Origin of the sequence: Streptomyces sindenensis (assembly GCF_014649035.1) — a bacterium.
Taxonomy (GTDB): domain Bacteria; phylum Actinomycetota; class Actinomycetes; order Streptomycetales; family Streptomycetaceae; genus Streptomyces; species Streptomyces sindenensis.
Window position 1 is genome coordinate 63,329 of record NZ_BMSG01000023.1, and the last position, 23,741, is coordinate 87,069.

At 72.5% G+C, this 23,741-nt stretch carries 23 protein-coding genes and 1 pseudogene; 14 read left to right on the plus strand and 10 right to left on the minus strand.

Annotated elements, in window-relative coordinates; genetic code table 11:
* Positions 1-91: 91 nt before the first annotated feature.
* The gene (locus IE145_RS23225; protein ID WP_189527383.1) at positions 92-1,219 is read left to right on the plus strand and encodes an alpha/beta hydrolase; all 1,128 of its coding nucleotides are present in this window, start codon (positions 92-94) and stop codon (positions 1,217-1,219) included.
* Positions 1,220-1,403: 184 nt separating this feature from the next.
* Positions 1,404-2,762 (plus strand): hypothetical protein, encoded by a 1,359-nt coding sequence (locus IE145_RS23230; protein WP_189527425.1) that lies wholly within the window; start codon positions 1,404-1,406, stop codon positions 2,760-2,762.
* A gap of 48 nt (positions 2,763-2,810) precedes the next feature.
* On the opposite strand, the gene IE145_RS23235 is transcribed toward IE145_RS23230, so the two are convergent.
* Both IE145_RS23235 and IE145_RS34110 read right to left on the minus strand, forming a co-directional pair.
* Complete coding sequence (locus tag IE145_RS23235) at positions 2,811-3,224, minus strand: VOC family protein (RefSeq protein ID WP_189527424.1); 414 nt, start codon at positions 3,222-3,224, stop codon at positions 2,811-2,813.
* Positions 3,225-3,378: 154 nt separating this feature from the next.
* Positions 3,379-3,507 (minus strand): annotated as a pseudogene (locus IE145_RS34110) (KPN_02809 family neutral zinc metallopeptidase); the annotation flags it as partial.
* 231 nt (positions 3,508-3,738) lie between these two features.
* Between IE145_RS34110 and IE145_RS23245 the strand changes: the two are divergent.
* The 3 genes from IE145_RS23245 to IE145_RS23255 all read left to right on the plus strand — a co-directional run bounded on the left by IE145_RS23245 (position 3,739) and on the right by IE145_RS23255 (position 6,838).
* The gene (locus IE145_RS23245) at positions 3,739-5,337 is read left to right on the plus strand and encodes an ABC-F family ATP-binding cassette domain-containing protein (RefSeq protein ID WP_069739666.1); all 1,599 of its coding nucleotides are present in this window, start codon (positions 3,739-3,741) and stop codon (positions 5,335-5,337) included.
* A 342-nt stretch (positions 5,338-5,679) separates the two neighbouring features.
* Complete coding sequence (locus IE145_RS23250) at positions 5,680-5,901, plus strand: helix-turn-helix domain-containing protein (RefSeq protein WP_006123601.1); 222 nt, start codon at positions 5,680-5,682, stop codon at positions 5,899-5,901.
* A gap of 145 nt (positions 5,902-6,046) precedes the next feature.
* On the plus strand, positions 6,047-6,838 hold the full coding sequence (locus IE145_RS23255) for an enoyl-CoA hydratase/isomerase family protein (protein ID WP_189527384.1): 792 nt from the start codon (positions 6,047-6,049) through the stop codon (positions 6,836-6,838).
* A gap of 140 nt (positions 6,839-6,978) precedes the next feature.
* On the opposite strand, the gene IE145_RS23260 is transcribed toward IE145_RS23255, so the two are convergent.
* On the minus strand, positions 6,979-7,803 hold the full coding sequence (locus IE145_RS23260) for a hypothetical protein (protein ID WP_189527431.1): 825 nt from the start codon (positions 7,801-7,803) through the stop codon (positions 6,979-6,981).
* Between the two features lie 93 nt (positions 7,804-7,896).
* Here IE145_RS23260 and IE145_RS23265 point away from each other — a divergent pair, with 93 nt between their 5' ends.
* The 5 genes from IE145_RS23265 to amaP are packed head-to-tail and all read left to right on the plus strand — an operon-like array spanning position 7,897 to position 10,216.
* Positions 7,897-8,367, plus strand: a complete 471-nt coding sequence (locus tag IE145_RS23265; protein WP_065480442.1) for an Asp23/Gls24 family envelope stress response protein — start codon at positions 7,897-7,899, stop codon at positions 8,365-8,367.
* A 46-nt stretch (positions 8,368-8,413) separates the two neighbouring features.
* A complete protein-coding gene (locus IE145_RS23270) occupies positions 8,414-8,605 on the plus strand; it encodes a hypothetical protein (protein ID WP_006123598.1) in 192 nt (63 codons plus the stop codon).
* The gene (locus IE145_RS23275; protein WP_189527385.1) at positions 8,602-8,952 is read left to right on the plus strand and encodes an Asp23/Gls24 family envelope stress response protein; all 351 of its coding nucleotides are present in this window, start codon (positions 8,602-8,604) and stop codon (positions 8,950-8,952) included. Before IE145_RS23270 ends, IE145_RS23275 begins: the two co-directional genes overlap by 4 nt.
* Positions 8,949-9,629 (plus strand): DUF6286 domain-containing protein, encoded by a 681-nt coding sequence (locus tag IE145_RS23280; protein WP_189527386.1) that lies wholly within the window; start codon positions 8,949-8,951, stop codon positions 9,627-9,629. Before IE145_RS23275 ends, IE145_RS23280 begins: the two co-directional genes overlap by 4 nt.
* A gap of 5 nt (positions 9,630-9,634) precedes the next feature.
* On the plus strand, positions 9,635-10,216 hold the full coding sequence (amaP, locus tag IE145_RS23285; RefSeq protein WP_189527426.1) for an alkaline shock response membrane anchor protein AmaP: 582 nt from the start codon (positions 9,635-9,637) through the stop codon (positions 10,214-10,216).
* Between the two features lie 33 nt (positions 10,217-10,249).
* Here amaP and IE145_RS23290 read toward each other — a convergent pair whose 3' ends face one another.
* The 6 genes from IE145_RS23290 to IE145_RS23315 form a co-directional block, all read right to left on the minus strand.
* The gene (locus tag IE145_RS23290) at positions 10,250-11,005 is read right to left on the minus strand and encodes an SDR family oxidoreductase (RefSeq protein WP_189527387.1); all 756 of its coding nucleotides are present in this window, start codon (positions 11,003-11,005) and stop codon (positions 10,250-10,252) included.
* Between the two features lie 4 nt (positions 11,006-11,009).
* Positions 11,010-12,803, minus strand: coding sequence for a glycoside hydrolase family 15 protein (locus IE145_RS23295; protein ID WP_189527388.1), 1,794 nt, complete (start codon positions 12,801-12,803; stop codon positions 11,010-11,012).
* A gap of 68 nt (positions 12,804-12,871) precedes the next feature.
* The gene (locus IE145_RS23300) at positions 12,872-13,675 is read right to left on the minus strand and encodes an SURF1 family cytochrome oxidase biogenesis protein (protein WP_189527389.1); all 804 of its coding nucleotides are present in this window, start codon (positions 13,673-13,675) and stop codon (positions 12,872-12,874) included.
* 78 nt (positions 13,676-13,753) lie between these two features.
* Positions 13,754-13,987, minus strand: a complete 234-nt coding sequence (locus IE145_RS23305; protein WP_006123591.1) for a metallothionein — start codon at positions 13,985-13,987, stop codon at positions 13,754-13,756.
* 63 nt (positions 13,988-14,050) lie between these two features.
* Positions 14,051-15,082 carry a DEDDh family exonuclease gene (locus IE145_RS23310; protein ID WP_189527390.1) on the minus strand — a complete coding sequence of 344 codons (1,032 nt, stop codon included), beginning with the start codon at positions 15,080-15,082 and terminating at the stop codon, positions 14,051-14,053.
* Positions 15,083-15,187: 105 nt separating this feature from the next.
* Positions 15,188-17,782, minus strand: coding sequence for an MXAN_6230/SCO0854 family RING domain-containing protein (locus IE145_RS23315; RefSeq protein ID WP_189527427.1), 2,595 nt, complete (start codon positions 17,780-17,782; stop codon positions 15,188-15,190).
* A 266-nt stretch (positions 17,783-18,048) separates the two neighbouring features.
* Between IE145_RS23315 and IE145_RS23320 the strand changes: the two genes are divergently transcribed.
* Together IE145_RS23320 and IE145_RS23325 are read left to right on the plus strand one after the other, a co-directional pair.
* Positions 18,049-18,978, plus strand: a complete 930-nt coding sequence (locus IE145_RS23320) for a sterol desaturase family protein (protein ID WP_189527391.1) — start codon at positions 18,049-18,051, stop codon at positions 18,976-18,978.
* Positions 18,975-19,673 carry a lysoplasmalogenase gene (locus IE145_RS23325; protein ID WP_189527392.1) on the plus strand — a complete coding sequence of 233 codons (699 nt, stop codon included), beginning with the start codon at positions 18,975-18,977 and terminating at the stop codon, positions 19,671-19,673. The genes IE145_RS23320 and IE145_RS23325 overlap by 4 nt, the downstream gene beginning before the upstream one ends.
* A gap of 70 nt (positions 19,674-19,743) precedes the next feature.
* On the opposite strand, the gene IE145_RS23330 is transcribed toward IE145_RS23325, so the two are convergent.
* Positions 19,744-21,282 carry a S8 family peptidase gene (locus IE145_RS23330; RefSeq protein WP_189527393.1) on the minus strand — a complete coding sequence of 513 codons (1,539 nt, stop codon included), beginning with the start codon at positions 21,280-21,282 and terminating at the stop codon, positions 19,744-19,746.
* 343 nt (positions 21,283-21,625) lie between these two features.
* Between IE145_RS23330 and IE145_RS23335 the strand changes: the two genes are divergently transcribed.
* On the plus strand, positions 21,626-21,991 hold the full coding sequence (locus IE145_RS23335; RefSeq protein ID WP_189527394.1) for a DUF485 domain-containing protein: 366 nt from the start codon (positions 21,626-21,628) through the stop codon (positions 21,989-21,991).
* Positions 21,988-23,631 carry a monocarboxylic acid transporter gene (locus IE145_RS23340; RefSeq protein ID WP_189527395.1) on the plus strand — a complete coding sequence of 548 codons (1,644 nt, stop codon included), beginning with the start codon at positions 21,988-21,990 and terminating at the stop codon, positions 23,629-23,631. Before IE145_RS23335 ends, IE145_RS23340 begins: the two co-directional genes overlap by 4 nt.
* The last annotated feature ends 110 nt before the right edge of the window (positions 23,632-23,741 follow it).

Consider the following 23,741-nt stretch of genomic DNA (forward strand, 5'->3'; position numbering starts at 1 on the left):
TCGGCCCGCCCGAGGCGGACCCGGGCGCCGAGCCGCCCCGGACGGCCCCCGCCCGCTGGCCGCCCGGCCCCCGGCCCACGACACTGGAGCGGTGCGCCCGGTAACCGCGACGGCAGCGGCCGTCACCTCGATCCTCGGCGTCGGCGCGGCAGCGGTCGCGGCCGGCCGGTACGCCAGTGACGTCGCCCTCAAGGCGACGCCCGGACGTCCCCTGCCCGCCGACCGCAGACTCACCGTGCACGCCACCGCGGCCGGCCGGGTCACCCTGACCCGTTCCTTCTCGGCGCTCCGCCCCGGCACCTGGGGGATCGCCGGATCCGGGGTCCACGCGGTCGTCGGACCGGTCGTCGAAGGTGCCTCCGAAGGCGCCGACACCGTCGTCCGCAGGCTGGAGAGCGTCGGCCGGGGGATCCTCGAACCGGGCGCGAAGGTCCGGCTCACCCCCGCCCTGTACGGCGGCGACCCCGGCAGCGACCTCGGGCTCGACCACAGCGAGGTCGAGAACCCCGGCGAGCTCGGGACCCTGCCCGCCTGGTACCTCCCCGGCGCGCGCGACACCTGGATCATCACCGCGCACGGCCTCGGCACCACCCGGGCGCACCCCATGAACCTCATGGGCTTCCTGCACCGGCAGCGCTTTTCCGTGCTCGACCTCGCCTACCGCGGCGACCCCGGAGCCCCCCGCCCCGCCGACGGCCTCGGCCACTTCGGCGCCTCCGAGTGGCGCGACCTCGACGCCGCCCTCCGCTACGCCCTGCGGTACGGCGCCCGGAACGTGATCGTCCACGGCTGGTCCACCGGCGCCACCATGGCCCTGTACGCCGCCGTCGAATCCCCGCTCCGCGACCGGATCAGCGGGCTCGTCCTCGACTCCCCGGTGCTGGACTGGCCGGTCACCCTCCGCGCCCTGGCCGCCGCCCGGGGCGTCCCGGCCGCCCTGCTGCCGCTCGCCGTCCGCGCCGCCCAGGGCCGCACCGGGATGGGCGCCACCCCGGTGCTGGAGACCTCCGTACCGGCCTCCCTGCGCACCCCGACCCTGATCCTGCACGGGCCCGACGACACGATCGCCCCGTGGGGCCCCTCCCGCGAACTCGCCGCCCGCCGCGCCGACCTGGTCAGCCTCCACGCCGTACCGCAGGCTCCGCATGCGGCGATGTGGAACGTCGGCCCGGACCGCTACGAGGAGACCCTGCGACGCTTCCTCACGCCCCTGATGTGAGCCGATGGGGTGAACTCTCCCCTTTGACGCCGCGCCCGGGGAACCTTTCACGTACCGGTGAAACGGCTTCCGTTTGGGCTTTCGGGCCGTCAGGGGCAAGACTGCTCCCGTGACGTCCCGTACTCCGCGCGACTCCAGGCTGCGACTTGTCCGCCCGCGACCCCTTGCCACGGCCCGCAAGGCCGTGACCAACCGGCGCACCAGGCCGGCCCCCCGCCCTCCCGAGGGCACCCCGCCCCGCGCGGAACTGGCCCGCCAGGCCAGGGCGGTGCTCGCCGACGCCGTGCGCATCGCCCACTGGGCGGCCGGCACCCCGGGGCCGGGCACCGCCACCCCGCTCGCGGCCCACGCCCTCGAACGGGCGGCCACCGCCCTGGAGCTCTCCCCGGCGCAGGTCCGGGCGGGCTGGGACCGGGCCCGGCTGGCCGGACTCGTCGAACTCCACGGCGACACCGTCCGCCCCGGCTGGCGGCTGCGCGCCTGGGACCGGGACGACTCCGCCGTGCTGCGCGGCTGGGTGGCGCTCTTCGACGCCTGGTCGCTCGTCCACCCCGCACCCGCGGGCATCGAGGCGGGCGCGGTCGCCGAAGCCGTCGAGGCCGTGCCCCAGGTGCTCTCCCTCCTCCAGCTCTCGGCGGGCCCCGTCACCGTCCCCGCCCTGCTGGACCTCCTGGGCCAGCGCGTCGCCGAACTCCATGAGGAGCGCTGCGAAGTGCCCCTGGGCCCCGGCAGAGCCGCCCCCGCCGGCCCGGCGGAGACAGCCGCCGACGAGGACACCGGCCGGGTCGGCGGCCGGGACACCGGACCCGCCCGGAGCGCCGACCTCAACGCCCTGCTGCTCGACTGGGCCCTGGAGGGCCTCGCCGCCGTCGGGGCGCTGACCCTCGGCACGGGGCACGCCACCCTCACCCCGCTCGGCAACTGGGCGGTCTGGGTCAAACTGGAACAGATCTGCGTCGCCGCCCAGAGCCCGGCCGGAAACATCGAACAGTCCGCCGCCGACATGCTCCTCGGCTGCGCCCGGCTCACCCCGGGGCCGGCCCGCGACGAATACCGCGCCTGGCTCGCCGCCCGCACCGTCGGCAGCGCCGTCGCCGAACTGCTCGCCGTCGCCCGGGGCGAGGACGCGCTGCTGCGCGGACTGGCCTTCGAGGCGCTGCGCGTCGTCGGCGCCCCCGCCGAACCCGAGGTCCGCGCCGTCCTCGCCGAATCCTCGCTGCGCCCCTACGCGCTGCTCTGGCTCGCCGAGTACGAGGGCAACGACCCCGACGACGCCCAGGACGTCCTCAGCCGTGAGGAGTCCACCTGGCTCTGGGTCGACACGGCCGCCGCCGTCGCCGACCACGGCGAGACCGGACTGCTGGTGCGCCACCTCGACTCGGCCGTCCAGGGCACCGTCCCGGCCCTCCTCGACGAGGTCAGGGCCGTCGGCCACCCCCGGACGGTCCAGGTCCTGGTCGCCCTGGCCGCGGCCCACCCGGACCCGGCCCTGGCCAAAGCGGTCCGCCGGGCCGCCTTCCAGGTGCACACCGGGGGAGCCTGACCCGTACGCCGGGTTCGCACGCCCGATCCGCACGCCCCGGGACTCCGTTCAGCCGGCCGACCCCGGGGCGTACGTCCCGAAGCTCCACACATTGCCCTCGGCGTCCCGCGCCATGTAGTCCCGGGAGCCGTAGTCCTGGTCGGTCGGCTCCATCAGGATCTCCACGCCGAACTCCCTGGCCCGCGCGCAGTGCTCGTCCACCTCGTCGACCACCACGTACACCCCCGCCGGGCCTGCGCCCGCCATCGCCCGCGCGAACACGCCCTCGCGCCCCTTGGAGCCGAGCATCACCCTGCCGTTGCCCAAGGACAGCTCGGCATGCAGCACACTGCCCCCCTCGCCCTCGTACACCGCCTCCTCGGTGAAGCCCAGGCCCTGCGTCAGCGTCCTGATCGCCGCCCTCGCGTCGTCGTAGAGGATCGTCGGGTAGATCGTCGGAACCCCGCTCGCCGCGCCCGCCATGACACTCACCTCTCCTGCCGTCCGCACCGTCCGATGTGATCCACGTCTCAGTCTTCCACCAGGCACTGACAACGGCAGGCCGTCCCGGACCGACTGCGCCCGACCGGCTGCCCCTGACCGGCTGCCCCGACCGGACGTCCCGGATCAGGCGCCGGCCGTCCCGGACGTCCGCCCGGGTCGGCTCCGTGATCAGCGGCCGACCGGTCGACTCGTCCGGCGTCGTCGTCGCGTGGTGCGCCCGGACCCCGGCCTAGCGGTCGGCCTGAAGCCCCACCCGCGCGGCGATATCGGCGTCGCAGTCGAACCGCACGGTCGCACCGCCCTCGGGATCGGGGCGGGCGACGGCGTGCCGCCCCGCGGCGAGTATCGGACGGTTCGTCCCACCGAGCACGCGGAAAAGCAGTTGCGCACCGCCAGTAGAATGGCCGTATGGCCTACCTCCTTGTGCATTAGCGGCGTCGAGAGACCTCCGCCCTCGTCCCTCCGCCGTCCTGACTGCCCTGGAGTTTTTCCCGTGATCACCGCTTCCGGCATCGAGCTGCGCGCCGGCGCCCGCATCCTCATCGAATCCGCTTCCTTCCGCATCGCCAAGGGCGACCGCATCGGCCTCGTCGGCCGCAACGGCGCGGGCAAGACCACCCTCACCAAGTGCCTCGCGGGTGAAGGCACCCCCGCGGGCGGCACCATCACCAAGTCCGGTGAGGTGGGCTACCTCCCGCAGGACCCGCGCACCGGCGACCTCGACGTCCTCGCCCGCGACCGCATCCTCTCCGCCCGCGGTCTCGACGAGATCCTGCGCAAGATGCACGAGAACGAGGACCGGATGGCGAACGGCAAGGGCGCCACCCGCGAGAAGGCGATGAAGAAGTACGAGCGCCTGGAGACGGAGTTCCTCACCAAGGGCGGGTACGCCGCCGAGGCCGAGGCCGCCACCATCGCCGCCGCGCTCAACCTGCCCGACCGGGTCCTCGGCCAGCCCCTGCACACGCTCTCCGGCGGTCAGCGCCGCCGCGTCGAGCTGGCCCGGATCCTCTTCTCGGACGCCGACACCCTGCTCCTCGACGAGCCGACCAACCACCTCGACGCCGACTCCATCGTCTGGCTGCGCGACTACCTCAAGTCCTACCGCGGTGGCTTCGTCGTGATCTCCCACGACGTCGAACTGGTCGAGACGGTCGTCAACAAGGTGTTCTACCTCGACGCCAACCGCTCCCAGATCGACATCTACAACATGGGCTGGAAGCTCTACCAGCAGCAGCGCGAGGCCGACGAGAAGCGCCGCAAGCGCGAGCGCCAGAACGCCGAGAAGAAGGCCGCCGCCCTCAACTCGCAGGCCGACAAGATGCGCGCCAAGGCCACCAAGACCGTCGCCGCCCAGAACATGGCCAAGCGCGCCGACCGGCTGCTGGCCGGCCTTGAGGCCGTCCGGGTCTCCGACAAGGTCGCCAAGCTCCGCTTCCCGGAGCCCGCCCCCTGCGGCAAGACCCCGCTGATGGCGGAGGGCCTGTCCAAGTCGTACGGCTCGCTGGAGATCTTCACCGACGTCGACCTCGCCATCGACAAGGGCTCCCGCGTCGTCATCCTCGGCCTCAACGGTGCCGGCAAGACCACGCTGCTGCGCCTGCTCGGCGGTGCGGAGAAGCCCGACACCGGCGAGATCATCCAGGGCCACGGCCTCAAGCTCGGCTACTACGCCCAGGAGCACGAGACCCTCGACCCCGAGCGCACGGTCCTGGAGAACATGCGCTCCGCCGCCCCCGACCTCGATCTCGTCGAGGTCCGCAAGACGCTCGGCTCCTTCCTCTTCTCCGGCGACGACGTCGACAAGCCCGCGGGCGTCCTCTCCGGCGGCGAGAAGACCCGCCTGGCGCTCGCGACCCTGGTCGTCTCCTCCGCCAACGTGCTCCTGCTCGACGAACCCACCAACAACCTCGACCCCGCCAGCCGCGAGGAGATCCTCGGCGCGCTGCGCACCTACAAGGGCGCCGTCGTTCTCGTCACCCACGACGAGGGGGCCGTCGAGGCGCTCCAGCCGGAGCGGATCATCCTGCTCCCGGACGGCGTCGAGGACCTCTGGGGAGCGGACTACCGCGACCTCGTCGCCCTCGCCTGACCCGCCGGAGCCCCTGCCCGATCCACCGGGGATAGATCATTCGGCCTACGCGCGATCCGTCATCTGCGTGAGAGCGTCTCGTACTCCGGTGGTGCGCCCGGCGCTCACCCGTCGCACGCCCCATTTCCGGACGCTTCGCTCCGTACGGCCCTGACCTGCCGGTTCTCCGGTCGGTGAGGGCCGTACGCCCTTGTGCGCCCGCGGGAATCAGGGATTCCGCTCGCTCTGACGCGCCTCTCGTCAGGGAAACCGCTCGCACCGACCTTGCCGAATGGGTGGCCAGGAAGCGCGGGAGGGGTGATCATGAGAAGTCCAGAGCGCACTTCCCATGAGGAGGCACGGGTGGCCGAGACTCTGAAGAAGGGCAGCCGGGTGACCGGCGCCGCGCGTGACAAGCTCGCGGCAGACCTGAAGAAGAAGTACGACTCCGGTGCGAGCATCAGGGCGCTGGCCGAGGAAACCGGCCGCTCCTACGGGTTCGTCCACCGGATGCTCAGCGAGTCCGGAGTGACGTTGCGGGGACGCGGCGGCGCGACACGGGGCAAGAAGGCCGCTTCGGCCTGAGGCCTCCGCGTTCTCGGCGCCATCGGCGTCATTCGGGACCGACGGATTTCGGGGTGGCCACCCGGCTGACCGCAAGGTCGCCCGGGTGGTTACTGTTCAGTCACTTACTACCGAGTGCTGACTGCACCCCATCCGGAGGCGCCCCATGACCTCGCTCGACACTGTGCTCGACAAGGACGGCGTACGGCTCACCGTCGACGATGCCGTTGCCACGGTGACGCTCACCAACCCGGCCAAGCGCAACGCTCAGTCTCCCGCTCTGTGGCGGGCGTTGACCGAGGCCGGACGGGCGCTGCCCGGCACGGTACGGATCGTGGTGCTCCGCGGCGAGGGCAAGTCCTTCTCCGCGGGCCTCGACCGGCAGGCCTTCACCCCCGAGGGCTTCGACGGCGAGCCGTCGTTCCTCGACATGGCGCGCGGCCCGGAGGCCGAGCTCGACGCGACCATCGCCGAGTACCAGGAGGCGTTCACCTGGTGGCGCCGCAACGACCTCGTGTCGATCGCGACGGTCCAGGGCCACGCCATCGGCGCCGGCTTCCAGCTCGCCCTCGCCTGCGATCTGCGGATCGTCGCCGAGGACGTGCAGTTCGCCATGCGTGAGACCAGCCTCGGTCTCGTTCCCGACCTCACGGGCACCCACCCCCTGGTGCACCTCGTGGGCTACGCCCGCGCGCTCGAGATCTGCGCCACGGGCCGCTTCGTCCACGCGGAGGAGGCCGAGCGCAGCGGCCTCGCCAACCTCGTGGTCCCCGCCGACCAGCTCGACGCGGCGGCCCGCGACCTCGCGGGGGCCCTGGTGGCAGCGCCCCGCGACGCCGTCGTCGAGACGAAGGCCCTCCTCGCCGGCGCGCTCTCGCGCGACTACGAACAGCAGCGCGTCGCCGAGCGGGCCGCCCAGGGCCGCCGCCTCCGCGACCTGGCGGGCATCACCGACTGACTCCCACGGGGGCCGCGCGCGGCCCCCGTCCACACGGCGTTGCGGCTCTGCCTCCGGAGGCCGTCCCCCGCTGTCCCGGCCGGGCTGCGTCTCCGGCGGCCGTCACACCCGGGCCGGGCCGGGCCCTGCCCCGGAGCCCGTCACCCGTCGGCCGGGCCCGGCTCCGCCGTCGGCGCCCGGCCCGGCCCCACCACGTCCGTGACCAGCACCGACACCGGCAGCCGCTTCTCCGTGGCCGCCGCCACCGCCGTACGCACCGACCGGGCGACATCCAGCGCCCGGTGGTCCCCGGCCGTCGCCACCTCGACCCGGACATGGTCCCGGGCGGTGTGCACCGGGCTGCCCAGGACCCGGGTCAGCGAGACGACGCCCGGCGCCCCGGCCGCCGCCGTCGCCACCGGGTCCTCCGGCTCCGCGACCCGGGCCGCAGGTGCGGCCGGGGCCGGGGTCACCTGATCGGGCGCACCGTCCTCCAGCAATGCCGTCACCGTCAGGTCCACCTCCGTGATCTCCAGGCCCAGCCGGGCGGCGGCGGCCGTGAGGAGCGCCGCTCGCAGGGCTGCCGCGGTGTCCGGGAGCGGCCGGTCCAAGGCCGCCGAGAACTCCGCCTCGATCCGCAGCGGCCCCGTCGGCAGAGCGCTCGGCGGAGCCGGGGGCGACGCCGGGCCCCTCGGGTCCGCAGAGGCCCGCGCACCAGCGGGGCCGCCCCCGGCTCCCGCGTCCGCCACCAGGTCTCCCTCCGCACCCTCCCCGGGCACCGCCTCAACCGCCAGGCCGATCCGCAGCTCCCCGAGCACCGCCCCCGGGCGGGCCGCCGCCCCGCGCAGCACCGACGTGGCAGCCGTCTCCGCGATCCACACACCGTCCGCCGGATCACCCAGCGGCAGCAGCCGGCCCAGACCCAGTCGTTCCCGTACCCCAGCGGTCCATCCGTCGGCCCTCCGCGGGCCCCGCGCCGTCGTCATCGCCCCAGCCTGCCGCATCCACGGCGCGGGATGCGGAAAGCGCACTTAACGTGGGCAAGGAAGTCCAACCCTGTCCCGAAGGGAAGAGCGGCGATGACTGAGAGTTCCCAGCGCAACAACCCCAGCGGCGGTTCGGGCGACAAGTCCCTCGGCAAGCGCGGCGGCGGTGACCCCGGGACCCGGGGCCGCACCACCATCGCCGACGGCGTCGTCGAGAAGATCGCCGGAATGGCGGCACGCGACGTCGGTGGCGTTCACGCCATGGGCAGCGGACTGTCACGGACGTTCGGCGCGGTCCGTGACCGGGTCCCCGGCGGCGGCAAGTCCGTCACCCGCGGGGTGAAGGCGGAGGTCGGCGAGTCGCAGGCGGCCCTCGACCTGGAGATCGTCGTCGACTACGGCGTCTCCATCGCCGATGTGGCCCGCGACGTCCGCGAGAACGTCGTCGCCGCGGTGGAACGTATGACCGGTCTCGAAGTCGTCGAGGTCAACATCGCGGTCAGCGACGTCAAGCTGCCCGACGAGGAGGACGACGAGGACGAGACCGGACAGCGGGTCCAGTAACCCCTTCCGTACCTTCCGTCGCACGGCAGTTGAGGAGAGAGACACGATGAGCATGGCTGTCGCCGGTCTGCTGGCCGGCATGGCGCTCGGGTTCGCCGGATACTTCGGCGGTTTCGGAGCCTTCGTACTGGTGGCCGCGCTGGGCGCGATCGGCTTCATCGCCGGCCGCTTCCTGGACGGTGACCTGGAGCCCGGCGACTTCTTCCGGAGTCGCGAGCGCGGCGACCGGCGACGGTGACGGCGGTGACCGGCCGGGTCGCCGCCGCCGAACGGGGCGAGACCCGGATCGCCGACCGCGTCGTCGCCAAGATCGCCGCACAGGCGGCGAAGGAAGCCGTCGGGGAACCGCCCGCAGAGGGGGCGTCCCCGCGTGCCACGGTCACCGTGCACCGCGACGCCGCCCGGGTCCGGGTCAGCCTGGAGCTCGGCTACCCCAGCGACATCGGCAGCCAGTGCGGTGCCGTACGCCGCCGGGTCGCCCAGCGGGTCAAGGCGCTGGCCGGCATGGAGGTGCCCGAAGTGGCCGTCCAGGTCGAACGGCTGCACCCCGCCGGAGCGAACGCCGCACACGGGAGGATCCGATGACCGATCCCGGCGAACCGACCGGCTCCACCCGGCGGATGCCCACCGTGGAGCAGAGCGACGACGCGCACACCCCCGCCCCGGACGCGCCGGCCGACGCCCGCGAACCGGTCCCCACCCTGGAACGGGGCGACGGCCGGGCCGGCCGCTTCTGGTCCGCGCGCCGGGTCCCGGCCGCCCTGCTGGCCCTCGTGCTCCTCGGCGCGGCCGGACTGCTCCTCTACGACATCGCCGCCGTACGGGCCGATCACCCGGCCATGCAGTGGCGGCGCTCCCTCGCCGACGGGCTGGCCGAACAGCGCCTGGACGACACCCCCGTGCTCGTCGGAGCCGGGGTGGCCGCGGCGATCGGTCTCTGGCTGGTCCTGCTGGCCCTCACCCCCGGACTGCGTGACCTGCTGCCGATGCGCCGCGACCGCGCCGACATCCGGGCCGGACTCGACCGCACCGCCGCGGCCCTCGTCCTGCGGGACCGGGCCGTGGAGGTGCCCGGTGTGCAGTCCGTACGGGTCAGGATGGGACGGCGGAAGGCGAAGGTGCGGGCGCTCTCGCACTTCCGGGAGCTCGACGACGTGAAGACCGACCTGGACGCCGTGCTGGAGGAGGCCGTCCGGGAACTGGGCCTGGCCAGGCCGCCGGCCCTCTCCGTCCATGTGCACCGACCGGCGAAGAAGGGATGAGCCGTATGCGCTCCACCGTCAACCGGGTCCTGCTGGCCCTGGCCGGGCTGGTGCTGGTCGTCGTCGGCGGAGCCGTGCTCGCCACCGGACTCGGCGCGTCCGTACCGGCCTGGTGGCCCTGGGACGGCGGACACGACGTCCTGCTCAGCGTGGCCGACCGGCACCGCTGGCGGGACGAGGGCTGGTGGTGGCCGACGGTGATCGCCGTCCTCGCCGTCCTCGTGGTCCTCGCCCTGTGGTGGTTCTTCGCCCAGCTCCGGCGCGGCCGGCTCACCGAGGTCCTGGTGGACAGCGGCGACGGCGAAGGGGCCCAGCTGCGGGGCCGGGCCCTGGAGGGCGTGCTCGCCGCGGAGGCGGGCGAACTGGACGGAGTGGCTCGCGCCCAGGCGATGCTGACCGGCCGCCGCCGCACCGAGCCCCGGGCCCGGCTCCGACTGCTGATGGAGCCGCACGCGGCCCCGCTCGGAACGCTGAACGCGGTCGCGGACGGGGCGCTGGCGCACGCCCGTGTCTCGGCCGGTCTCGACGAGCTTCCCGCCGAGGTGCGCCTCAAGGCCGTCAAGCACCGCGCGGAGCGGGTGTCCTGACGGCCCCGGAGACGTACGGACGGGGGCGCGGACTCAGAAGCCGTGCCGGTACCCGCCGTCGACCGGGACCATGATGCCCGTGAGGTACGAGGCGGCGGGGGAGAGGAGGAAGGCCGCGGTCTTCCCGAACTCCTCCGGCGTCCCGTAGCGCCGCAGCGGGATCCTGGCCTCGTTCGCGGCGCGGGCGGCCTCCGCGTCGCCGGAGAGCGCGTCCAGCTCGCGGACCCGGTCGGTGTCGATCCGGGCGGGCAGCACGCCCACCACCCGGATGCCGCGCGGGCCCAGCTCGTCGGCGAGCGACTTGGCGAAACCGGCGAGACCGGGGCGCAGCCCGTTGGAGATGGTCAGCCCCGCGATCGGCTCATGGACCGACCCGGAGAGCACGAAGCCGATCACCCCGCCCTCGCCGAGCGCGGCCGCCGCAGTCCGGGCCAGCCGTACCGCCCCCAGGAACACTGTCTCGAACGCCGTCTGCCACTGGTCGTCCGTGTTGTCCGCGAGAAAGCCGGGGGCGGGTCCGCCGACGCTGACGAGGATGCCGTCGAGCCGCCCGAAACGCTCCCGGGCCGTGTCCACCAGGCGCTGGGCGGCGCTCGGGTCGGCGTTGTCGGCGGCCAGCCCCAGCACGTCCCCGCCCAGCTCGGCGGCGGCCTCCTCGACGGACTTCTCGTCCCGGCCGGTGATGATCACCTTCGCGCCGTCGGCGGCCAGCGCCCGGGCCGTGGCGTTGCCGAGGCCCCGGGTCGCTCCGGTGACGATGTAGACGCGGTCCCTCAATCCAAGATCCATGGCCCTATCCTGCCGGGTCGTCCCCGGCCAGGTCGACAGCGGAGTTCACCAGTCCGATATGGCTGAAGGCCTGCGGGAAGTTGCCGAGCTGCCGCCCCGCCGCCACGTCGTACTCCTCCGCCAGCAGCCCCATGTCGTTGCGCAGCTCCAGCAGGTGCTCGAACAGCTCCCGCGCGTCGTCCGGCCTGCCGATCCGCTGCAACGCGTCCACCAGCCAGAACGAGCAGGCGAGGAAGGCCCCCTCGTCGCCGGGCAGTCCGTCCACACTGGCGCCCTCGGTGCTGTAGCGCCGGACCAGCCCGTCACTGCCCAGCTCGGCGCGGACCGCGTCGACCGTGCCGATCACCCGGGGGTCGTCGGGCGGCAGGAACCCGGTCCGCACGATGAGCAGCGTCGCAGCGTCCAGCTCCCGTGACCCGTAGGACTGGGTGAAGGTGTTCCGCTCGGGGTCGTACCCCTTCTCGCAGACCTCGGCGTGCACCGCGTCCCGCATCGCCCGCCAGCGGTCCGCGTCGCCGGGCAGCTCCGGGTTCTCCTCCAGTGAGCGCACCGCCCGGTCGGCAGCGACCCAGGCCATCACCTTGGAGTGCACGAAGTGCCGCCGCGCGCCGCGGATCTCCCACAGCCCCTCGTCCGGCTCGCGCCAGGTCGACTCCAGGAAGCCGAGCAGGCTGAGCTGGAGGTTCCAGGCGTGCGGCTTGTCGTGGAGCCCGGCGACGCGGGCGAGGCGGAGCGCGTCGATGACCTCGCCGTACACATCGAGCTGACGCTGCCGCACCGCCGCGTTCCCGGTCCGCACGGGACGGGAGTGCTCGTACCCGGCGAGCCAGGGCAGCTCCATCTCGGGGAGCCGGCGTTCGCCCGCCAGCCCGTACATGATCTGGAGGTCGGCCGGATCTCCCGCGACGGCGCGCAGCAGCCAGTCCCGCCAGGCCTCCGCCTCCGCCAGATAACCGGCCGAGACCATCGCCCCGAGGGTCAGCGTCGCGTCCCGCAGCCAGCAGAAGCGGTAGTCCCAGTTCCGTACGCCGCCGATCTCCTCCGGCAGGGAAGTGGTCGGGGCCGCCACGATGCCGCCGGTCGGGGCGTACGTCAGCGCCTTGAGCGTGATCAGCGAACGCAGCACGGCGTCGCGGTAGGGCCCCTCGTACGTGCACCGCTCGGTCCACTTCGCCCAGTCGTGCAGGGTGTGCTTCAGCGCCTTGTGCGGGTCGATCAGCTTCGGGCGCGGCGAGTGCGAGGGGTGCCAGGTCAGCACGAAGGCGACGCTCTCTCCCTCGGCGACGGTGAACGAGGAGCAGGTGCTGAACTGCTGGCCCCATGTCTTGACCGGCGGTTCGCTGCGCAGCCACACGGAGTCGGGCCCCGCGATCGCGACCCGGTGGCCGTGGGACTTGCGGACCCAGGGCACCACGGACCCGAAGTCGAAGCGCAGCCGCAGCACCGAACTCATGTCGACCGTGCCGCTGACGCCCTCCACGATCCGCATGAGGTCCGGGGTGCTGTCGCGCTGCGGCATGAAGTCGATGACCTTCACCGTGCCGGTCCGCGTCTCCCAGTACGTCTCCAGGACCAGGGAGTCCTTCACGTAGGCGCGCCGGGTGCAGACGTCCGAGGGGCCCGCTCCCTTGGGCGCGACGCGCCAGTGGCCGTTCTCCTCGGTGCCGAGCAGGGCGGCGAAGCAGGCGCCGGAATCGAAGCGGGGCAGGCAGAGCCAGTCGACGGAACCGTTCCTGCCGACGAGCGCGGCGGTCTGGAGATCGCCGATCAGGGCGTAGTCCTCGATGCGTGGGGTCACGCCAGGCGTTTTCCCGAACCGGGCGGTTGTCAACCAGCCGATATCGCCCGAGAGGTGTGCCTCGTGTCTCAGGCGCTCGCCGGTTCGGGCTGCTCGGAGGCGTCGGCCGTGGCGTTCGAGGCCGCGGCCTCCTCGCGGTCCCGCTTCTCCCGGCGTACGAGAATGATCCAGCCGACCGGGACGGCGGCGACGAACAGCCACCACTGGACGGCGTAGGCCATGTGCGGCCCGATCGAGCTGTCGTCGGGGCGGGCGATCTGCTCGGGCAGGTCACCCGAAGGCACCGGCCCGGTCTGCTCGATGTATCCGCCGAGGACCTTCCGGGACAGCAGCTGGGACTGCTGCTCGCTGTTGATCAGCATGACCTGCCGCTCCGGCAGCCCCGCCAGGTCCTTGATGCCGCTGCTGCCGGTCGTCTCGTCCGCCTTCAGACGGCCGGTGACGGTCACTTCGCCCCGGGGCGCGGGCGGCACGTCGGGGAAGGAGGTCTGGTTCGGCGCGGCCGGGACCCAGCCCCGGTTGACCAGCACCGTGCCGCCGTCCCTGAGGTCCAGCGGGGTCAGGACGTGCACGCCGATGCGGTCGTCGTCCGAGGTCCGGCGGCGGACGACCACCTCGTGCCCGGTGTCGAACGTGCCCGTCGCGGTGACCGTCCGCCAGTAGTCCGACCGGGGGACGGTGTGCCCGGCGGAGGTGAGGTCGGTGACCGGGACCGGCTGGGCGTCGAGGTTCCGTGAGATCAGCGCGTTCTGCTCGACCCGGTGCTCGTGCTTGTGGAACTGCCAGAAACCCAGCTCGATCATCGTCGGGATCAGCGCGAGGCCGAGCAGGGTGAGGATCACCCACTGCCGGGTCAACAGGAAGCGGTACACCCCATGACCGTACAACCGGGGTCATGGGGTGCGGCACTCAGGGGTGCTGCCGGGCAAGCCCGACCATGAGATGATCCGTCACACTTTGTCCACGATGCCCGCCTTCCCTTCGGCGCGGGCGCAGTGGGCGCCGCAGTACCAGTGCCCGTCGGCCTCGACGCCCTGCCCGATCACCTGGACCCGGCAGTGCTCGCAGATCGGCGCCATGCGGTGGATGGCGCAGGAGAAGCAGTCGAAGACGTGCACCGCGCCCTGCGCGTGCACCTCGAAGGACATGCCGTAGTCGTTTCCGCAAACCTCACAACGTGCCATGCGCCACAGGGTGGGACGCCGGGCGGCCCCGGGCGAGCGGCTGACGGGCGAGTCGTGCCCGGTTCACTCCGATGACGCGGTCGACTCCGGGGGCGGCGGGGACGCCTGCTGCGGAAGGACGGCCCCGTCGGCGGGGGCCACATCACGCAGCAGATGGGTGAAGGCGCTCTCCTCCAGGATCGGCGTGCCGAAGGACTTGGCCTTCTGCGTCTTGGAGGTGGCCGCGTCCGGATCGTTGGTCACCAGCAGGCTGGTCAGCCGCGACACGCTGGTCGCCACATGGAGACCGGCCTCGATCGCCCGGTCCTCCAGCAGCTCCCGGTCGACCGAGGTGTCCCCGGAGAAGGCCACCCGCATCCCCTGCTTGAGCGGCTTCTCCTTCTCGTACCGCCCCGGATTGGGATACGGGCAGGCCGGCCGCTTGCGCGAGGGCCGCCAGCTGTTCGGCTGCCGCGTGGTCCGGTACCCGACGCGCGGGGTGACGGGGGAGTCGGACCACTCGGTCAGCGGCCGGCACTCCAGCAACGGCAGCCGCACCCCGCCCCGGGCCGCCGCGTGCAGGCTCGGCCGGAACGCCTCGGCCAGCACCCGTGCGTCGTCCAGGGCGTGGTGGGCCTGCTGCTGGACGACCCCGAAGTGCGCGGCGAGGGAGGCCAGCTTGTGGTTGGGCAGCGGCAACCGCAACTCCTTGGCCAGCGCGATCGTGCACAGCCGCTGCTCGACCGGGGCGACCACCGAGGCCCGGGCGTACTCCCGGGCGATCATCGACCAGTCGAAGGCCGCGTTGTGCGCCACGAGCACCCGGTCCGCGAGCCGCGCGGACAACTCCTCGGCCACCTCGGGGAAGAGCGGCGCACCTTCGAGCACATCACTCGTCAGACCGTGGATCCAGACGGGCCCGGGATCGCGCTCCGGGTTGACCAGCGTGTACCAGTGGTCCTCGACGTTGCCCAGGGCGTCCAGCCGGTAGACGGCGGCGGAGATGATCCGGTCGTCGCGGGCGAGGCCGGTGGTCTCCACGTCGACGACCGCGTACCCCTGGGGGTAGGCGGTCGGCCACGGTGCGGCTGTCTGGCGGTCGTCGAGCATGGTCACAGACAATACGGGCCGCGACTGACAGTTCCCTATTCGGCCGGGGGGGGCCGGGCCCCGAGCGGTGGGGCGGAATCACAACTCCGTTCCCCGCCCGCCGCCTTCGGGTCAGCCGAGCGCGGCCACCAGGTCGCCCGCGGCCACCCGGTCGAGACCGCAGCCGTCCACCGGACCGGGCAGCAACCGGTAGACCGTGCCGCTCACCTTCTCCGGGGCCGCGTCCCCGTTCACCACCGCGAGGAACACCCGCTTCCCGGCCGCCGCCCGCTCCACCGCGGCGACCCCGTCCCCGTCGCCGGACTCCGCACCGTGCGGCTCCTGGGCGTCCGGGGTGCGGAGCGTGCGTATCCGCCTCGCGAAGGCGGCCGTGTCCTCCCCGGTCCCGCGCCGGTAGCGCACCAGTCCGTGCCTGCGGGAGACCGCCACCTCGTCGGTCCGGGCCGCCGCGTGCCACACCGCCAGGTCCCACAGCGTCGTACGTCCCGCGGAGAAGTACTGGTACAGGTCCCGGCCCGCCCGGCCCAGTTCGTCGATGTGCCGCTCCACGCTGTGGTAGCCCTCCGACGGCGGCAGATGCAGATCGGTCCAGAGGAAGGTGCGCCGCTCCACGTCCACCACCATCGGCACATGGACCCGGGAGTGGCCGATCAGGTCGTAGCGCTGGCGGACGGTCCGCGGGTCGAAGTGCGCGGCGCGCCCGTCCACCGACGGCAGCGCCATGAACCCGGCGAACGCGTCGGGCAGCAGCTCGAAGGGCACGTTGTTGTAGCTGAACACCACCGGCATCGCGAACCGCGCCCCGGCCCGGGTGAGCCCGTCCAGGTCCAGGTCGGCGTACTCGCTGGCGCCCCTCGGCGCGGGCGCGGAGGTCAGGTCGCCGGAGTGCACGGCCACCCGGTCCCGGTACACCAGGTTCGTGTAGTCGCAGAGCCCGAGGTACGTCCAGCCGGCGTCGAAGAAGGCCACCGACAGGTCGAGGTCGACGGTCTCGGCGGGCGGCTGCATCCAGTGCAGGAACATCCGCAGCACCTCGCCCTCGGGCAACGGCTGCGTACTGCCCCGGTCCACCGCGACCAGAGCCTTGGCCGCCGCGCTCTCGGCGGAGGGCACGGCGAGCGCGGCCAGCCCCTCGTCGAGCACCGCCAGATCGAAGCGGGACGCGGTGGAGAGACGCCGCAGCACCTCCCGCTCCAGCAGCGCGCAGACCCGCTCCACGGTCGGGGCGGGCAGCGGGGGACGGGTGTCGTCGAGGGTGTACGAGTGCGTCACCCGGCCCCGGGGGAAGAAGACCCGCCGCCCGCCGGGAACGTCACGGACCCTCAGCCGCCCCAGCGCGGCCAGCAGCGGACCCGGCCCCGCCCCGGCGAGCCCGTGCTCCAGCACACCGGCCAGCGCCTCCGGCAGCGTCCCGTCACCCTCCAGCCGCAGCACCTGGTCGAGCCGGCGCAGCAGGGTGCCCGGGCGCTGGGCGAGGAGGGCGGTCACGGTGCCGCTCTCGCGCGCCGCGAACGCCTGCTCGACCCGTGCGGTCCAGGTGTTGGCCTTGAACAGCGCCCCGTCCGCCCGTACGGCGAGCGGGTTCTCGGCCGCCGTACGCACCAGGGTCGCCGCGAGCGGTTCCGACACCGTGGACACATGCGTCGCCCGCAGCACGGCGAAGGCCAGGGCGGCCCGGGGGTGGCGGGCGTGCTGTTCGTTCGGGTGCAGCGTCTCGGCGGCCCGCTTCCACCGCTCGGGGTGCCGCAGGACGTCCTCGACCAGGGAGGAGGGGGCCAGTCCGTCGAGTACGGCGAGGAGCTCGCGCCGCAGCCCGCGCGGCAGGGACCGGTGCCTGGGTGTGTCCAGCAGGTCGGCCCCGCCGCCCGACCACACGGCGAGCAGCCGCAGCACATCGGTGGCGGTGGTCAGCCGGGTGGGCAGGACCGCCCGCACGGCGTCCCGGGTCCGCCGGTCCCGCAGCAGCGTGCCCAGGACCAGCGCCTTCGTCTCCCGTACGGGAATCTCCGCCGGCAGCCATCCGAGCCCCGCCGGAGTGTGGGCCAGCAACGCCACGACGTCGTCCCGGTCCTGCGGAGGCAACGGGGTGCGCCGTGCGAGCAGCCGCCCCAGCGCCGTGACCGCGTCCGCCGCCGCGTCGGTGCCGAGAGCCAGGGGCTGCACCGGCCCGGCCGCCGTCTTCACCCGCCGGAGCGGCGGCGCGGGTTTCAGGAACGGGTCGTCGTCGGCGGTGCGGCGGTGGCAGATCGGACAGCCGGAGTAATCGGCGCCGTCCCAGCACTCCCGGCACACGAGGTGGGCGCAGGGGGCGACCGGGTGCACGCTGCCGACCGTGGAGCAGAGCACGCACGGCTGCTGCGGCCACTGGAGCAGCAGGGTGAACACCCGGTCCACGTACAGCTGGAACGTGTCGTCCGGCACGGAGGCCGGGAAGCTGCGGAAGAGCGGCATGTGCGTACGGTCCGCGCCGAGCTCGGCGTCGATGTGCCCCACCAACCGCTTTCCCGCGTCGGCCAGTCCGGCGGGCCCGAGCCACGCGAGGGCCGCGTGCAGAGCGGGTGTGAGAGCGAACCCGCGGTCCAGGAGCTCGGCCTCCAGGGCCACCAGCCCGGTCGTGGTCGGCGGATCGCCGGGCCGGGGCCCGGCCTCCCCGACGTACACCGTCCGAAGACGGCGGAGCAGCACGGACGACAGCGACGGCGACACGGACAAACAGGCCCCAGGAGAGGAGAGGGAGGAGGTGTGGGGCGGGGGCGGAGAGTGGGTGCGCTGCGGGATTCGAAGAGGTGGAGAAGGAAGCACACCGCGGAGCCGCCCCCGCGCAAGAGGGAGCTTAGGGAGGTGCGTTGGGGCGCGCTACGTATTTTCCGGGGCTCTTGGCAGAAGGTGCCAAAGACTGCTGACAGCAGGTCTCGCATACTTGTGGGTAACAACCTCTAGCCCTCGCCGACCGGCGGCCCTACGGTGCTCGCATGGAGCCGAACCTGCCCGATGTCGTGCTGTGGTCAATACCGGCCTTCGTGCTGCTCACCGTGATCGAGATGGTCAGCTACCGCCTCCATCCGGACGAGGACGCGGCCGGATACGAGACCAAGGACGCCGCCACCAGCGTCACCATGGGGCTCGGCAGCCTGGGCTTCGACCTGCTGTGGAAGATCCCCATCCTGGCCATCTACATGGGGGTCTACGAGCTGACGCCGCTGCGGGTGCCCGTGGTGTGGTGGACCGTCCTGCTGATGCTCCTCGCCCAGGACTTCTTCTACTACTGGTCCCACCGCGGCCACCACGTCATCCGGATCCTGTGGGCCTGCCATGTGGTCCACCACTCCAGCGAGAAGTTCAACCTCACCACCGCGCTGCGCCAGCCCTGGACCTCCGCGACCGTCTGGCCCTTCTACCTGCCGCTGATCGCCTGCGGTGTGCACCCGGCGGCGCTCGCGTTCTGCCAGTCGGCCAACCTCGTCTACCAGTTCTGGGTGCACACCGAACGGGTCGGCAAGCTCCCGCGCCCCTTCGAGTACGTCCTCAACACGCCCTCCCACCACCGCGTCCACCACGCCTCGCAGGGCGGCTACCTGGACCGCAACTACGGCGGGATCCTGATCATCTGGGACCGGATGTTCGGGTCCTTCGCGGCGGAGGCCGAGCGGCCCGTCTACGGGCTCACCAAGAACATCTCCACCTACAACCCGCTGCGCGTCGCGACCCACGAGTACGCCGCCATCGCCCGGGACGTCCGGGCCGCCGACACCTGGAGCGAGCGGGCCGGACGGGTCTTCCGCGGGCCGGGCTGGCAGCCCGCGGTGAAGGCGGGGGCGACCACGGCCACGGCCACCACGACCCTCGCGCCCGCTCCGGAGACCGTCTCCCCGCAGGCATCCGCCCCGGAACGCGCCCGGTGACCGCCGCCACCGCCCGCCCCGGCTCCCCGGGGACCGGCCGGCCGGCCGAGCGCTTCGCCCGCCCCGTGCTCCTCGCCTTCCTCCTCGTCGCCGCGGCCGACCTGGCCGGGCTCCTCGCCGGGGCCGGGACCGTCCACCTGGTCGCCAAGCCGCTGCTGATGCCGCTGCTCGCCGGGTACGCGGCCCTGCGCGGCGCACCCAAGCTGCTCGTCGCGGCCCTGCTGTTCGGGTGGGGCGGCGATGTCTTCCTGCTCGCCGACAACGACCTGGCCTTCCTCGTCGGCATGGGTTCGTTCGCCGTCGGCCATGTCTGCTACCTGACGCTGTTCGGGCGGGGGGAGGGCCGAGGCCGGGGTCCCGCGCCGCTGGCCGCCGGGGCCGGGTACGCCGTCGTCCTTGCCGTCTTCCTCGTGTTGATCTGGCCGGACCTCCCGGCGGACCTGCGGATCCCGCTCACCGGGTACAGCCTGCTGCTCACCGCCATGGCCTGGCGGGCGGGCGTGTTCGGACCGTACGCGGCGGCCGGCGGCGCGCTCTTCCTGCTCTCCGACGCCCTCATCGCCACCGGCATCGCCGAGTGGCCGCAGGCGCCCGCCCCCGACTTCTGGGTGATGCTCACCTACATCGCCGCACAGGCCCTGCTGACCCTCGGGGTGCTCACGCAGGGCACCTCGGAGGGCACGCCGGGTCCGTGATCCCTGCCATGCCCGAGGGGCCCGGGGAGAACCTTCTCCCCGGGCCCCTCGGCCGTACCGTGGCGTGCTGCTACCAGCGCACCGCGTCGAGCGCGTCCACCACGCCGGCCCCGTAGAAGCCGTTGTAGTTCTTGCCGCCCTCGCAGACCGCGTCGATGACGCCGTCACCGTTGATGTCGTACGGCTCACCGCACGCCTTCGCGTCCGCCTCCAGCGTCAGCAGGGCCTTGACCGCGGCCGGCGAAGCGTAGGGGTGCTTGGACTTGATCAGCGCCACGACGCCCGCGGCGTGCGGGGACGCCATCGACGTACCGGCCTTGTAGCCGAACTTGCCGCCCGGCAGGGTGGAGAGGATCAGGCCGTTGACGGCGGGCGGCTCGGGGGTCTGGTAGACCGTCGAGTCACCGCCCGGGGCCGCCACGTCGATGACGCCCTTGCCGTAGTTCGAGTACGAGGACTTCAGGCCCTTCGCGCCCGTCGCGGAGACCGTCACGACGCCCGGCAGCATGGTCGGGATGTCCGGGCAGGCGCTCGGGTCGATCGTCCGGGTGACCGGCTCCGTGTCGTTCGGGCTGGTCCTGTCCTCGATCGCGTCGAGCGCCAGGTCGTGGCGGGAGTTGCCCGCCGCCGCGACGTTGACCGTGCCCTTGCGCTCCGCGTACTTCACGGCGCGGGTGAGCGCGTCGACCAGAGCGCCCTGGTCGGCGTCGTTCTTGCAGTTGAACAGCCACGGGTCGGTGTAATAGCTGTTGTTGGTCACCTCGACGCCGTGCTCGGCGGCCCAGAGGAACCCGCAGACGACGGCCTCGGTGTAGAAGAACCCGTCCGGGTTCGACACCTTGATGCCCGACACCTTCACGCCCGGAGCGACGCCGGTGACGCCGACGCCGTTCTTCGCGGCGGCGATGGTGCCCGCCACATGCGTGCCGTGGTCGCTCTCACCCGCCGCGGGACGCCAGGAGCCGGCGGTGGTGTCCGGAGCGCCCGACACGCAGTTCGCCGAGGCGCGCTCGTCGAAGTTCGGGGCCAGGTCCGGGTGGGTGTCGTCGACGCCCGTGTCGATGACGGCGACCGTCACCTTCCGCGAGCCCAGCGACTTCTGGTGCGCCTTGTCCGCCTTGATGGCGGGCAGCGACCACTGGAGGGGCTCCAGCGGGTCCTCGCCGGCCTTCGCCTCCGCGGCGGCCGCCGCGGCCTGCTCAGCGGTGAGCGGCTCGGCTATCGAGCCGATGTCCTTCGTGGCCTGCGGCACGATCGGGTTCGTGCGGGTGGCGCCCGCCGACTCGACGCCCCGTGCGCGGCGAATCGTTTCGCCGAAGGCCGGGTTCTGCGAGTGGACGACGATGACGCCGATCTGCTCGTAGGTGATGACGACGGTGCCGCCGGCCTTGGCGATCGCCTTCTTGACGTTCTTCACCGTGCCGTGGCCGCCCCGGACGTTGACCACGTAGGACAGCTTCGGCCCGTCGGTCCGCACGCTCGCGGAGGCCTGTTCGCCCGTGGGCGCCGCCGTGGCCGTCGCCGTCGGCAGGAAGCCGAGCGAGGCGGTCAGCGCGAGTCCGACGGGTACCGCCAGTGCGCGGGTCCGTCTCGATGCCAGATGAGCCATGGGTTCTCCACATCATCCGTCGAACGACCGGACACCTGGCGTGTTCGGTCGCGTACATGACGAGTGAAGCTATCGCCGATCATGCCGGCGCATCAACGTTTACGGGCAAGTGAGTTCGAAGAGTGACCGAAGCGGCCGAACGTGGACGGGCGACGCGCAGCCAACCGGCCGAACGGCGACCCCTCCGGGCAGGCGAACGAGAAGGCGAAAGACGCGGTGAACCGCTTCGTCGCGCCCTCCGTGCCGTTGTCCAGGAGGTACATCACCGTCCCCGCCGGTAGAGAGGCCTCCTTTGACATCCAACGTCCCCCAGATCACCGCACCCGCGTCGCGAGGAGTTTCCGTGGCAACCGATGCACCGCCCCCCGAGGGCACATCGCCCACCGGACCTGTCCAGCCCACCACCGAGGCGTTCGTCGCGGTGCAGTCGAGCCCGGAGTTCGCCGACCTGCGCCGCTCCTACCGTTCCTTCGCCTTCCCCCTGACCATCGCCTTTGTGACCTGGTACCTGCTCTACGTCCTGCTCTGCAATTACGCGGGCGGATTCATGGCCACCAAGGTCGTCGGCAACGTCAACGTGGCGCTCGTCCTCGGACTCGCCCAGTTCGCCACCACCTTCCTCATCGCCTGGCTGTACTCCCGGCACGCCGCCGGCAAGCTCGACCCCAAGGCCGAGGCGATCAAGTCCCGTATGGAGGCCGACGCATGAGCGCCGCCCACACCCTCTACCCCGCCGTCCAGCTGGCCGCCACCGAGGGGGCGAGCGAGCACCGGCCGCTGATCATCTCGCTGTTCGCCGCGTTCGTCGTCGCCACCCTCTTCATCACCGTGTGGGCGGGCCGGCAGACCAAGAGCGCCTCCGACTTCTACGCGGGCGGCCGCCAGTTCACCGGATTCCAGAACGGACTCGCGGTCTCCGGCGACTACATGTCCGCCGCGTCCTTCCTCGGCATCGCCGGAGCCATCGCCCTCTTCGGCTACGACGGCTTCCTGTACTCCATCGGCTTCCTCGTCGCCTGGCTCGTCGCCCTGCTCCTGGTCGCCGAACCGCTGCGCAACTCCGGCCGCTACACGATGGGCGACGTCCTCGCCTACCGGATGCGCCAGCGCCCCGTCCGTACCGCCGCCGGCACGTCCACGATCGTCGTCTCGATCTTCTACCTGCTGGCCCAGATGGCCGGAGCGGGCGTCCTCGTCTCGCTGCTGCTCGGCATCACCAGCGACGCCGGGAAGATCCTCATCGTCGCCCTGGTCGGCGTGCTCATGATCCTCTACGTCACCATCGGCGGCATGAAGGGCACCACCTGGGTGCAGATGGTCAAGGCCGTCCTGCTGATCGCGGGCACCCTGCTCATCACCTTCCTGATCCTGCTGAAGTTCAACTTCAACATCTCCGACCTGCTCGGCACCGCCGCCAGCAACAGCGGCAAGGGCGCGGCCTTCCTGGAGCCGGGCCTGAAGTACGGCGCCGACAGCGTCTCGAAGCTGGACTTCATCTCGCTCGGCATCGCCCTGGTCCTCGGCACCGCCGGCCTGCCGCACATCCTGATCCGCTTCTACACCGTGCCCACCGCCAAGGCCGCCCGTAAGTCCGTGAACTGGGCGATCGGCATCATCGGCGCCTTCTACCTGATGACGATCGTGCTCGGCTTCGGCGCCGCCGCGATCCTCAAGCCGGACGACATCATCGCCTCCAACAAGGCGGGCAACACCGCGGCGCCACTGGCCGCACTGGAGATCGGCGGCGGCGCCGGATCCACCGGCGGCGCCATCCTCCTCGCGGTCATCTCCGCCGTCGCCTTCGCCACCATCCTGGCCGTCGTCGCCGGACTGACCCTTGCCTCCTCCTCGTCCTTCGCGCACGACATCTACGCCAACGTCATCCGCAAGGGGCAGGCCACCGAGAAGGAGGAGGTCCGCGCGGCGCGCTGGGCCACCGTCGCCATCGGCATCGTCTCCATCGCACTCGGTGCGCTCGCCCGCGACCTGAACGTCGCCGGACTCGTCGCCCTGGCCTTCGCGGTCGCGGCCTCCGCCAACCTGCCGACGATCCTCTACAGCCTCTTCTGGAAGCGCTTCACCACGCAGGGGGCCCTCTGGTCCATCTACGGCGGACTCGCCTCCTCCGTCCTGCTGGTGCTGTTCTCGCCGGTCGTCTCCTCCAAGCCCAGCTCGATGTTCCCGGACGTCGACTTCGCCTGGTTCCCGCTGGAGAACCCCGGCCTGATCTCGATCCCGCTCGGCTTCCTGCTCGGCTGGATCGGCTCGCTGATCTCCAAGGAGAAGGCCGACTCGGACAAGTACGCCGAGCTGGAGGTCAAGTCCCTCACCGGCGTCGGAGCCCACTGAGCACACCAGAGCGGGCGGGCCCGTTCGGCCCATCGCCCACCACCCGCGGCCGGGCCGCGTCGTAGAGTCCTACGACGCGGCCCGGCCGCACCTCGTGGCAAACGGGCCAC

Coding starts and splice junctions, on each gene's coding strand:
- IE145_RS23235 (WP_189527424.1), bottom strand. CDS start 3,224: ATGGCGGGCGCGGCGAGCGGGGTTCCGACGATCTACCCGACGATCCTC.
- IE145_RS23255 (WP_189527384.1), top strand. CDS start 6,047: ATGACCTCGCTCGACACTGTGCTCGACAAGGACGGCGTACGGCTCACC.
- IE145_RS23260 (WP_189527431.1), bottom strand. CDS start 7,803: ATGACGACGGCGCGGGGCCCGCGGAGGGCCGACGGATGGACCGCTGGG.
- IE145_RS23265 (WP_065480442.1), top strand. CDS start 7,897: ATGACTGAGAGTTCCCAGCGCAACAACCCCAGCGGCGGTTCGGGCGAC.
- IE145_RS23270 (WP_006123598.1), top strand. CDS start 8,414: ATGAGCATGGCTGTCGCCGGTCTGCTGGCCGGCATGGCGCTCGGGTTC.
- IE145_RS23280 (WP_189527386.1), top strand. CDS start 8,949: ATGACCGATCCCGGCGAACCGACCGGCTCCACCCGGCGGATGCCCACC.
- amaP (WP_189527426.1), top strand. CDS start 9,635: ATGCGCTCCACCGTCAACCGGGTCCTGCTGGCCCTGGCCGGGCTGGTG.
- IE145_RS23290 (WP_189527387.1), bottom strand. CDS start 11,005: ATGGATCTTGGATTGAGGGACCGCGTCTACATCGTCACCGGAGCGACC.
- IE145_RS23305 (WP_006123591.1), bottom strand. CDS start 13,987: ATGGCACGTTGTGAGGTTTGCGGAAACGACTACGGCATGTCCTTCGAG.
- IE145_RS23320 (WP_189527391.1), top strand. CDS start 18,049: ATGGAGCCGAACCTGCCCGATGTCGTGCTGTGGTCAATACCGGCCTTC.
- IE145_RS23330 (WP_189527393.1), bottom strand. CDS start 21,282: ATGGCTCATCTGGCATCGAGACGGACCCGCGCACTGGCGGTACCCGTC.
- IE145_RS23340 (WP_189527395.1), top strand. CDS start 21,988: ATGAGCGCCGCCCACACCCTCTACCCCGCCGTCCAGCTGGCCGCCACC.